The organism is Bacteroidia bacterium (genome assembly GCA_025056095.1).
Classification (GTDB): domain Bacteria; phylum Bacteroidota; class Bacteroidia; order JANWVE01; family JANWVE01; genus JANWVE01.
This window is the reverse complement of record JANWVW010000096.1, coordinates 1-10,450: the sequence shown is the minus strand read 5'-3', so window position 1 is coordinate 10,450 and position 10,450 is coordinate 1. Positions and strand designations below refer to the sequence as shown.

Annotated in this window: 11 protein-coding genes and 1 CRISPR repeat array; of the genes, 4 read left to right on the top strand and 7 right to left on the bottom strand. The window is 37.6% G+C overall.

Translation table 11 applies throughout. The features are described from left to right. Positions 1 to 47 precede the first annotated feature (47 nt). A CRISPR array of direct repeats spans positions 48 to 351; the repeat unit is 30 nt; unit sequence GTGTTAATCGAACCATTGTGGAACTGCGAC. Positions 352 to 597: 246 nt separating this feature from the next. Next, entirely contained in the window at positions 598 to 786 is a 189-nt protein-coding gene (locus tag NZ519_08250) for a hypothetical protein (protein MCS7028742.1), read from the top strand. 5 nt (positions 787 to 791) lie between these two features. Here NZ519_08250 and NZ519_08245 read toward each other — a convergent pair whose 3' ends face one another. Both NZ519_08245 and NZ519_08240 read right to left on the bottom strand, forming a co-directional pair. Beyond that, positions 792 to 1,877 (bottom strand): DNA adenine methylase, encoded by a 1,086-nt coding sequence (locus NZ519_08245; protein MCS7028741.1) that lies wholly within the window; start codon positions 1,875 to 1,877, stop codon positions 792 to 794. A gap of 5 nt (positions 1,878 to 1,882) precedes the next feature. Continuing rightward, a complete protein-coding gene (locus NZ519_08240) occupies positions 1,883 to 4,051 on the bottom strand; it encodes a hypothetical protein (protein MCS7028740.1) in 2,169 nt (722 codons plus the stop codon). A gap of 108 nt (positions 4,052 to 4,159) precedes the next feature. On the opposite strand from NZ519_08240, the gene NZ519_08235 reads away from it, so the two are divergent. Further along, positions 4,160 to 4,309: a hypothetical protein gene (locus tag NZ519_08235; protein MCS7028739.1), complete on the top strand. Its 150-nt coding sequence runs from the start codon at positions 4,160 to 4,162 to the stop codon at positions 4,307 to 4,309. A 21-nt stretch (positions 4,310 to 4,330) separates the two neighbouring features. Here NZ519_08235 and NZ519_08230 read toward each other — a convergent pair whose 3' ends face one another. The 3 genes from NZ519_08230 to NZ519_08220 form a co-directional block, all read right to left on the bottom strand. Continuing rightward, a complete protein-coding gene (locus NZ519_08230) occupies positions 4,331 to 5,215 on the bottom strand; it encodes a TraB/GumN family protein (protein ID MCS7028738.1) in 885 nt (294 codons plus the stop codon). A gap of 129 nt (positions 5,216 to 5,344) precedes the next feature. Next, positions 5,345 to 6,100, bottom strand: coding sequence for a phosphatidate cytidylyltransferase (locus NZ519_08225; GenBank protein MCS7028737.1), 756 nt, complete (start codon positions 6,098 to 6,100; stop codon positions 5,345 to 5,347). Then, the gene (locus NZ519_08220; protein MCS7028736.1) at positions 6,093 to 6,299 is read right to left on the bottom strand and encodes a hypothetical protein; all 207 of its coding nucleotides are present in this window, start codon (positions 6,297 to 6,299) and stop codon (positions 6,093 to 6,095) included. Before NZ519_08220 ends, NZ519_08225 begins: the two co-directional genes overlap by 8 nt. 203 nt (positions 6,300 to 6,502) lie before the next feature. Here NZ519_08220 and NZ519_08215 point away from each other — a divergent pair, with 203 nt between their 5' ends. Together NZ519_08215 and NZ519_08210 are read left to right on the top strand one after the other, a co-directional pair. After that, positions 6,503 to 7,816, top strand: a complete 1,314-nt coding sequence (locus NZ519_08215; protein MCS7028735.1) for an efflux RND transporter periplasmic adaptor subunit — start codon at positions 6,503 to 6,505, stop codon at positions 7,814 to 7,816. A 75-nt stretch (positions 7,817 to 7,891) separates the two neighbouring features. Continuing rightward, a complete protein-coding gene (locus NZ519_08210; GenBank protein MCS7028734.1) occupies positions 7,892 to 8,017 on the top strand; it encodes a hypothetical protein in 126 nt (41 codons plus the stop codon). Between the two features lie 15 nt (positions 8,018 to 8,032). Here NZ519_08210 and NZ519_08205 read toward each other — a convergent pair whose 3' ends face one another. Together NZ519_08205 and NZ519_08200 are read right to left on the bottom strand one after the other, a co-directional pair. After that, the gene (locus tag NZ519_08205) at positions 8,033 to 8,800 is read right to left on the bottom strand and encodes an enoyl-CoA hydratase-related protein (protein ID MCS7028733.1); all 768 of its coding nucleotides are present in this window, start codon (positions 8,798 to 8,800) and stop codon (positions 8,033 to 8,035) included. Positions 8,801 to 8,866: 66 nt separating this feature from the next. Further along, a complete protein-coding gene (locus NZ519_08200) occupies positions 8,867 to 10,291 on the bottom strand; it encodes a Stp1/IreP family PP2C-type Ser/Thr phosphatase (GenBank protein ID MCS7028732.1) in 1,425 nt (474 codons plus the stop codon). Positions 10,292 to 10,450 lie beyond the last annotated feature (159 nt).

Here is a 10,450-nt window from a genome sequence, read left to right as displayed (position 1 = left end):
TGGAACTGCGACTTCTTCTTTTCTACACGCCCTGAGTTCTTGTTCTCGTGTTAATCGAACCATTGTGGAACTGCGACTTCTTCTTTTCTACACGCCCTGAGTTCTTGTTCTCGTGTTAATCGAACCATTGTGGAACTGCGACCCCAAGTTGGTTTGTCATGTGGGACTTTCTAGACCTTAATGAGTGTTAATCGAACCATTGTGGAACTGCGACATTCTCTGTCCCCGTGTATCACGGAGACGCATACTGTGTGTTAATCGAACCATTGTGGAACTGCGACTCTTGTTTTCTCTATTAGCCTTCCAATTGTTTTTTCCATAGTGTTAATCGAACCATTGTGGAACTGCGGCTGCTGCAAGGGCAAAGCTCTTGCAGCTATTTCTTTGCATAAGTCTATTTTGTTTCACGCAAGAGATAATTTCGTAACGGTTAAGTACTAATCTTTTGGGCGTGCGGTTGGGGCGAAACGCCCCAACCGCACGCATAAAAGCTACACCCCTGCACAGGACCCAACCCCTGCCCCTTTATGCTTCACATAAATCAACTTCAAAAAATCATTTTACTTTACTTTATGCAAAGTTTTAGCTTGTAAGTGATTGTACTTCAAGCTCAAACAAGGTAAAGACATAACTGCACAGGTAATTTGCGTGAGGGGCATGAAGCATGCCCGTAAGGGCAGTGCGAAGCGCAGCGAAGCACCGAAGCGAAGCGCAGTGCGGAATGCCCCGACCCTTGCGCAGCAAGGGGCACGCCCAAATAAACAAAATTATCAAGCTCTAAAATAGCACAGCTACTTCTTTATCAAAAACAAGTATTCCTTGTGGCTGCTCATATCGTTTGTCCATTGGTTAGTCCAACGCATGTAGGTCATCACATTTCTTTTGTAGTCTATTTCAGCCATTTTAAGAAGCTTGCCTTCAGCACAAAGAATATCAAAAAGCTCTTGGCGAGTAGCCCTGCCCCCTGAACTGTAAGAAAGTAAAATGTAGTTTGCTTGCGTTTTAGCAATCAATCGGTGGATAGCTTGCATAGCTATGTAGTGTCCGCTTTCATCTTTTCTAAATTCTTCAAAAACTGAAGCTGCTATTTCATCGCGCGTGTCTTCTCTGCGCTTTGCACTTCCAAATATAGCTGGTTTATCATTGAGAATCAACGTTTTCCAAAAGTGATAATAAGCACTGTACCGCACTCTACTAGGAGGCATCTTTTCATTATTGGAACCATACGGCGGATCAAAATAAGCTAAATCAAATGCACGCCCTTCAATAAGAGTAAAAATATCCTGCCGAAATACTTCATTAGTACAGGAATTGACAAAAAGCTGCGGAACCCTAAGTACTAAATCTTTGTAAGACCTTGCTGACCACTTAGAAAGATATGCACTAAAATGCCCTAATGTGTTATCTACAGCATCCAAAGCTAACATTAAACTAGTTAAAGCTACGGCTTTTTCTATCTCTTCAAGATTAAGTCGGTCTATGGCATCGCGAATAGCATCTAACTTCATCGTATTTTTGAGCTGAAAGGGCTTTTTAGCAAACTCTTTTTGACTTCCTCCATAGTGTTCGCTAAACCATCCATAATAGCCTTTAAGACTGTTAAGATAGTCTATTAGTTCTTGATATTCTTTGGGATTCTTTTGGTTGAGCAAGTAAGCTTTGCCGAGTGTCTCTGACCATACGGCTATATCATTAGCGGTTACCTTAAAGCCTAATTGTGCAAAAGCTTGGGATACACGCGTAGAACCACTAAAACCATCTAAAACTGCGTTAAATGGAATATCTTGTACAATGTTGAGAATGTAAGGTAAAATTTTTAACTTTGAACCAATGTACTTTATGGACTGTGTAGAAGGTACCGCGTTTGACTTTATCATATTTTTTACATTCTGCCAAAGTATTTGCGCATAGACCACTCTGCGGTAAGCAGTAGAATAATTATTAGCAAATACCAATTGAATAAACGAAAAGGTCTACTTTCTTCTACTTTGATAGTACGAGGTCGGATACGACTATCTTTTAGCAAGTCTTCTTGAAGCTGCTTGACTTGATTTTGCAAATATGCTTTACCTTCTGTACGTAAAGCAATTTGATTGAGTAAATCAAAATTAGCTACTACATTTTGAAACTCTGCTTGAACCTGCGTTACTGTAAATTTTCCTGCGTCTGTGCCTATTTTTTTATTATTTTTATCTTTACCTTCGGCTGTAAAACTATATTCTCCTTCTGGCAAGCTTCCTATATTTAGTTGGTATATTCCTTTTCCTTGTGGCTTTAAAAAATAGGTTTGAGTTTCTTTTTTTGAGTTGACTAGGTTGATTTTTATCTCTCCATTCTCTACCCCGTTGTAGCTTTCATCGTACATTTCTCCTCTAAATATAATAGCATCTGTATTCTCATATAAGCGCTGATTAGTACTAACTATTAGTTTTCGTTTGTCTTTTTGAGCCATTAGCCATTGTACAATGTTTTGTATCCATGTATCGAAGATGGCGAAATTTTTGTCTTGCATATAGTTGGTCATGCGGATTTTCCAATAGTTATCTCCTATCAGTACAGCGTTTCTAAGATTCGTTTCCTCTTGTATAACCAGCAGAGGTACATCTAATTTTATGTTTTGAATCAGCTTTTTGGCTAAAACTTTACTGTTAGGTTTAGCTACAATTTCTGCATCTGAACACTGCAAGGGCGGAGCGTTTTTGAATAAAGTATTAAACCTTTGTGCATCAAAAGTAAAGGTACTATGAGTAAAATATTCATCAGTGGCTTCAAAATGGCATTCAGAGAACGTTGGACGATTACGAGCTTTACGCACGCCTATGCTACGAAAATGACTAATTAAATCTAAATTGGTGTTCGTACCTATCAAATAAAAAATCGGCAGTTTAACTTTATCCACTGCTTGATTGATGGCGTTTATAATCGGTATATCTGTGCTTTCATTCGGAAAGTTGTGCAGAATAACTATATCATAATCGGCAAAGGGAACAGTTTGAATATTTTCTGTAAATTCTACACCTTGAATACGAGAAATGACACGTACTTCTATATTTCCTGTATTGGCTATAGCTCTGTGTATAGCCATAACATCAGGACTAGGCGAACCAGAAAGCAAAAGAGCTTTTTGTTTATTCTTTTCCACTTTAATGTAAATACGCCATTGATTGTTTTTGTAGGTTGCTTCCCCTTCTAATCCTTTGATAGTGATATCATATACTTGTACGCCTTCTTCTTGTGGTTTAATTATCATCAAAGTAGAGTTTTGCTCTATGGATGCAGAAAAATGAAGAGGTTGTGTCTGTATAACTTTTCCTTTGTGGCTGATGGTCAATTCTGTTTTTTGATTAGGATAAGCAATAGCTTCATATTCAATTTGTATAGGAATTTCACTATTTAGGTAAGCAGTATTATTGTGCTGCACGTTTTTGATGCGGATATCTCTTTTTTGAGCAGTATCGCCTAAAACCAAAGTAAAAAAAGGTACGTTCAATTTTGTGAAAATTTCCGTAGGATTAAAACCTTGTGTGTAAATACCATCTGTGGCTAAAATAACTCCTCCCAAGTAGTAGTCTTGATAAAGATTGTATAATTCTTGTGCAGCTTCTGAAAGACACGTTTGTGTACCTTTGAAATTGAGTGAGTCCAAAGTTTTGTACAAGTGCAGATTTTTGTCAAACAAATGGGTTTGAAACTGCATTCTCTCTTGCAAAGATGGGTTTTGTAGTATTTTTTTCATTTCAGCAATGTATAAGCCTTTGATATAAGCTGAATCTTTCTGGGCTAAAAGGGATTGGGAGTTATCTTGTATAAGTAAGATGGTTGGTTTTTCAATTTTGGAGTATGTTTTATACCATGAAGGTTCCAACAAAAGCAAAAGCACGAGAAGTATTACTAAAAACCGAAGCACAAACAAAATCAAGCGTATAGTAGTAGAAAATTCTGTTTCTTTCTTTAGCCAATAGAGGAGTGCAGCAATACTCAAAGCGGCGCCTACACAGAGCAAAACATATCCATACGAAGTGCCTAAGGTTATCTGACTTGCTATCAGCATACTGCAAAACTACAAAAGTCTATGCTCAATTGAGTTACGTGTTGAGTATATTTTTGTTTTGCAAAAGGATAATGAAAGTTAAAATTTTATTTTTTTGGGCGTGCCCTTGTGGGCATTTGCTTGCGCTCATGCCCACAAGGTCGGCGTGCTTCGGGCTACGCTAACGCTTCGGTGCTACGCTTCGCTCCGCACCGTGCTAACGCACGCCCTTCGCATGCCTCACGCAGAATACTCCTCAAATCTTTTAACTTTTTGTAACCTGAAGTAATCTATTAAAAACTATTGGACACTTCTTAAAGTATAACCCTTTTTTTCTAACAAACGAATGATACCCTGCTCACCAGGTAGGTGCAGTGCCCCCACAGCAATAAATAGTGAAGTTGTTTTTATTTTAGCATCAATTCTATCCGCCATGTTGATATTTCTACGAACAATCAAAGCTTGCTGTGCTTCTCCTTTAAATTCCTTCTTTTGAGAAAATTCATATAGCTTAGTCAAATCGCCTGCCAAATAGTACTTCATCAATTCATCCATAGTTTTGTTCTTACCTTTCATCTTTTCTACTTCTTTTATTGCACTGACCAATTGCTTAGCTTGTTCTTCCACAGGAATCACAGATAGTGCTTGCATTTGTTCTTGAAGTGTTTCTAGTCCGATAATAGGTTTTTCAGCGCTTTTAGCAAGGTTAGCCAAGTACTTATCTAGGGGCTCTTCGCGCGAACCTGCGGGCTTAGGCTTTACTTGCTCCACTATGCTCATTAAGAAAATAGGTTTCATCATGGACATCATAGCAAAAGGTGTAGCAGGTGAATGCTTATTAAAAAACTTTTCCACTCTCTCATAATCTTTTTTAGATATTAAGTCTTTGAGCGTGCGCCCATCGTTCATCATCATGTATTGCATCAAAGCAATCGCATTAGCAGGACTTTGAGCAGAGTCTAAGTTAAGCTCCATTGCAAAAGCTTGGCATGCATCAAAAGCAGCCTTAAATCCGTTAGGAAAATTGAACACACGTTCATCTGTAACATGCATCGTTCCAAACAGATAAGACTTCTGCGTTAAACCATTGCCTGAAATCTCCCATAGTAGCCCCTTTTGTTGAGCAAAAACATTTATATGAACAAAAGACCAAATAAACAAAATAAACTTTAAGATAGGTCGCATAATTAAACTCCCAACGCAATAATACACAAAAAATAAACTTTTGAAACAACCGAAGGAATTTTTAGATGACATTCATATACATATTCTTACAAGCGAAGGATTTACAAAATAAAAAAGACAAAAAGAGAACTATATCCATGATTGAGCCACTACAGAAAAAAAGAAGCCATCAAAACGGTCTAAAAATCCACCATGCCCAGGTAAAAGCTGACTGCTATCTTTGATGCACGCGTACCTTTTTATTGCAGATTCTACTAAATCCCCAATGGGTGTACATACAGTTACAATTATACCTATCCATAAATATTTGCTCTCTCGTACAAAATTAAGCTCAAAAGCTAAAAAAACAGCTATTCCGCAGGCTATAAAGCTCGCAATTAAACCCTCTACCGTTTTTTTGGGACTAATTCGCAAAAACAAAGGATGTCTACCCCAATATCTACCTACAAAATAAGCACTAATATCACTTATCCAAACTAAAATGGCTACAAATACAGCACGAAAATAAAAAGGTTCATTCTTTACCCAACTAAATAACACTACCAAAGGAATGGCAAGGTAAAGAATACCAAGTAAAGCATATAAAACTTGTTGTACTTTATCAGGAATGGCTAAAAATAAGATAAAAACGGTGTACAAAACCAAAATAAGCCCATAATTTGCCTTGTATTCAAGTAGTATAGACACATTCAAAACAAAAATAGACAGCATCATGTAACTCCATAAAAAGTAAGATAAAGAAAACATTTTTTTCCACTCCCATGTACAAATAATTCCAATGATTGCCCAAAGCAGATAGTAAGTATATAAATGGACAGTCAAAAGCAGTATAAATAGTGTGCCCCCTATAAGAGCTGTTAAAGTCCTCAAAACTAAATTACTCATACTCGTCTATACCCGAGTATTGCTCTAAAATATTTTTAGCTTCGGCTACAAAATCGTTAGGCACGTACAGCTTGTAATTGCTCTCTTCTTCAAGTAAAATTGCAGGCATTTGGGCATCCTGTAAAATGACATAAAACTTATATATCAAATCGTAATTAGAGTGTTCAAAAATACTTTTCCATTCTTTTTTGTTTATCATATAAATAAGGCTTTTTGCAAAAATATCATTATCAATTGAGAAAATCAAAAGTTACTAGCTTATTCGTCTAAAATTCTATTTTTTCACTGAAAGACAAAAATAGTTCGTACTGGTATTGACAAACTTGGCACTGTACGATTAACTCTAAATATCATTTATTTGACTACACATACCCAAAAGCTGCATAATTTTGCTCGTTCTTTATGAAAAAGCAGTATTGTGTTACTCTCATATTCTTAGGACTTCTACTTTTTTGGAGTTGTCGGGAAAAAACCATTAAAGTTGTTACAGAGAAAGCCACTTTGCGGGATATTACAGAAACGGTAACGGCATCAGGTAAAATTCAGCCCGTAATTGAGGTAAAAATTACGCCTGATGTTTCAGGCGAAATTGTAGAACTTCCCGTGTATGAAGGTCAGATAGTACAAAAAGGGCAACTTATTGCTCGCATACGCCCTGATAATTATCAAGCTGCACTTGAACAAATGCAAGCTTCACTCAATACTGCTAAGGCAGATTTAGCTAATGCCAAAGCTGCCTTAGCCCAAGCTGAAAGCAGATTAGCTGCTGAAAAAATTAACGTAGAAAGAAGCCGAAAACTATTTGCAGAAAAAGTAATTAGCCAAGTTGAAATGGATAATGCCGAATTAGCGTATAATGTAGCCGTTTCGCAAAAAAATTCAGCAGAGCAACAAGTAGAAGCCGCTAAGTATCGCATAGAAAGTGCAGAAGCAAGCTTAAAACAAGCGCGTGAAAATCTTAATCGTACTTCATTATACGCACCTATGAGCGGAATTATCAGTAAACTTTCTGTCAAACTTGGTGAACGCGTAGTAGGCACTAGTCAAATGGCAGGTACAGAAATGATGCGCATAGCTGATTTTACTCAAATGGAAGTAAAAGTAGATGTAAATGAAAACGATATTGTCAACGTTTCAATTAACGACTCTGCCAAAATAGAAGTAGATGCTTACGCAGGCAAAGTTTTCACAGGACGAGTAACGAATATTGCCAACTCTTCTAATACCCTTGTTGCCAACACTTCAACCTCAACTGATCAAGTAACTAGCTTTGAAGTACGTATTTTAATTTCTCCCCATTCTTACCAAGAGATAACTAAACAAAAGAACAAAAAAATATCACCCTTTTTGCCAGGTATGTCGGCTAATGTAGAGATATACACTAACACTGTCAAAAACGCCTTGGCTGTACCTTCCCAAAGTGTAACTACAAGGTCAAAGGATAAAACTAGTGCAGAAAGTTCAAGCAGTGCTAAATCTACCAAAAATACTCAAACAGAAAAGCCCCAAGAAGTAGTATTTGTGTATCAAAATGGTATTGTAAAGCAAGTACCTGTACAAACGGGCATAGCGGATAATCAATATATTCAAATTATATCAGGTTTGAAGGAAGGGGATGAAGTAGTTTCGGGAAGTTACAGGGCTATTTCCAAAGAGCTTAAAGACGGCATGAAAGTAAAGAAAGTAACCGAGCAAGAATTAGAGAAGGAGAAATAAAGAGTAATCTGTTGTGTGTGATAAATTTGTTTTTTGCATGCAAAGGTTAATTTGTGGAAGTTAGATTTTAATTTTTTGGGCGTGCCCTTGCCCGCGTTTCGCTGCGCTCACGCGGGCAAGGTCGGCGTGCTTCGGGCTACGTGCGGAATGCCCCGACCCTTGCGCAGCAAGGGGCACGCCCAAAAGAAAATTAAAAATTAAAAGATTACCAAATAGTTAAAAATTCGGCTTTCTCTTCTCTAAAAAGGCACTTACGCCTTCCTTAAAGTCATTATGCGTAAAGCACTGACCAAAATTCTTAACCTCTTCCTCAAAACCATTTTTACTCTTATCAAAATAAGCATTGACACTTTTTATAGCTAAATACACCGCATTTGGACTTTGAGCATGAATTTTTGCTAAAACTTCTTTACACTTATTGAGCAATTCATGAGCAGGTACAACATAATTGACTAAACCTAATCGGTAAGCATCGTTGGCACTAATCATGTCCGTTGTCAAAATTAACTCTAAAGCTTTGGTTTTACCAATATATTGAACTAATCTTTGAGTTCCACCGTATCCAGGAATAAGTCCTAATTTCACTTCGGGCTGGCCAAATTTTGCATTTTCAGATGCTATACGCAAGTGGCACGCCATTGCTAATTCGCATCCCCCTCCAAGTGCAAATCCATTTACTGCGGCTACCACAGGCTTGGGTGAGTTTTCTATCATGTTAAAAATCATTTGCCCATTCCGAGATAAATGAGAAGCTTGTTGGGCATCCAAACCTACAAATTCTTGAATGTCTGCACCTGCGGCAAAAGCTTTTTCGCCCGCTCCAGTGATAATAACAGATTTTACCTCCGAATCGCTCAAAGCCTGCATAAAAGCAGTTTTGAGCTCATTTAGCAAAGTTTGATTCAAAGCATTGAGCTTGTCAGGGCGATTTAAGGTAATAATGCAAATTTTTTCCTCTACGGAAACTAATAAGGTCTGATACATAGTGCAAATGAAAAGAATTTTTTGTAAAAGTCAAAGTATGCTTTTGAAGCATAGTTCAGTAGAGCCTTATGGCTTAGGTATAACTAAAACTTTACCTTGTTTGAGTACTTCATTTTCTTTCAAATTATTGGCTTTCATAATCAAATGTTTTTGTTGAGAATTTCCATAATACTGCTGCGCAATAGCAGAAAGTGTTTCTCCTTGTGAAACAGTATGTTTTGCTTTAATTTTAACCACTAGTGGAGCATCTGCGTTTAGTTCAGGAAATTTCGGATGTCCTTTCTTTTTTGCGTCTTTGTTCCATGCTTTGAGTTCCTCTACGCTAACATTAAACTTTTGTGCAATTTTGGGCAGCACATCGCCTTTTCGCACAAAATACTCGTAATCAATCAGTTCAGGAATGTTTTTCTCTGCTTTTTGGGTACTTGTAGTATCTTGGACAGGTTCATTTTTTTGAACAGAAGTATTCGGCTGTGTAAATAAGCTGTCTTTGAGTTGAGTTAAAAAGTTCTCTTCGGCAGTTTTTTCTTTTGCCTTGTAAAAAGCTACAAATAAAGTGATAACCGTAGCCAACAAAACAATAACTATTAGCCCCAACTTTTGGTAATTATTCAAGTGTACTTTGTATTTAGGTTTAGATTCAGCAGGAGTTTCTGGCGAGTGTACAACTTCAATAGGGGGATCTATCAAAGGTGCAGAAGTTTGAGAAGTGGTCATTTGAGTATTTTGTATTGAGTTTTGAGGGGAGGTTTTGAGTTCATTTACGCGTATAATTTGTACGGTAACATTATCTATGCCCCCAAAATCATTCGCTGTGTCTACCAATTTTTTTGCTAAAACTTCAACGGGCTGGGCATGGTATTCAGAAAGTATGCTTTGTATAATTTTGTTACTTACGATGCCGTGCAGTCCATCCGTGCAAAGTAAAAACAGAGTATTTTTTTGAAGGGGCAACTTTTGAACCTCAATAGCAATAGGGAGAGTCATTTGTGTGCCAACTGCAGCAGTGAGTTGATGTTTTTGGGGATGTATCTCTGCATCAGAAGGTTGTATTTTTCCTTCATCAATCAGTTGCTGCACATAAGAATGGTCTTTGGTGAGCTGCAAAAGTTGGTTATCTTTGTATTGATATAAGCGCGTATCGCCCACGTGGGCAAAATAGATATAGCTACCGTCTAATACACAGACTACGCAGGTAGTTCCCATGCCCCTAAGGTGGAACTCTGTATTTGCTTGAGTATGAATGACTTCATTAGCTTTTGAAATAGATTGGGCTATTGCGTTTTCTATATTTTGGTGTTTTTTGTCTTTGAGGTATTCGATAATAGTATTAGCACATAGGGATGCTGCTACGGCACCCCCTGCATGACCCCCTAAACCATCGCACATTACGCTGATAAAGTAGCCTTCGGTTCTAAAAGTTTGAACAGTGTCTTCATTTACTTTGCGAATTTTGCCTATATCAGACAAATGGGCTTCTTGTATATCCATGCAAGCAAATTTATGGACATAGCTTGAAATAAAGTCAGAGCTGCGAGTAAAAAATTGTTATGAATTTAGTTGGAAGTAGTTGATTTTTATTTTTTGGGCGTGCCCTTGTGGGCGTTTCGCTTGCGCTCATGCCCACAAGGTCGGCGTGCTACGGGCTAC

Bases quoted from the DNA above. Each gene is read 5' to 3' on its own strand.
- NZ519_08245 (MCS7028741.1), bottom strand. From the start codon at position 1,877: ATGATAAAGTCAAACGCGGTACCTTCTACACAGTCCATAAAGTACATT.
- NZ519_08240 (MCS7028740.1), bottom strand. From the start codon at position 4,051: ATGCTGATAGCAAGTCAGATAACCTTAGGCACTTCGTATGGATATGTT.
- NZ519_08230 (MCS7028738.1), bottom strand. From the start codon at position 5,215: ATGCGACCTATCTTAAAGTTTATTTTGTTTATTTGGTCTTTTGTTCAT.
- NZ519_08225 (MCS7028737.1), bottom strand. From the start codon at position 6,100: ATGAGTAATTTAGTTTTGAGGACTTTAACAGCTCTTATAGGGGGCACA.
- NZ519_08220 (MCS7028736.1), bottom strand. From the start codon at position 6,299: ATGATAAACAAAAAAGAATGGAAAAGTATTTTTGAACACTCTAATTAC.
- NZ519_08215 (MCS7028735.1), top strand. From the start codon at position 6,503: ATGAAAAAGCAGTATTGTGTTACTCTCATATTCTTAGGACTTCTACTT.
- NZ519_08205 (MCS7028733.1), bottom strand. From the start codon at position 8,800: ATGTATCAGACCTTATTAGTTTCCGTAGAGGAAAAAATTTGCATTATT.
- NZ519_08200 (MCS7028732.1), bottom strand. From the start codon at position 10,291: ATGGATATACAAGAAGCCCATTTGTCTGATATAGGCAAAATTCGCAAA.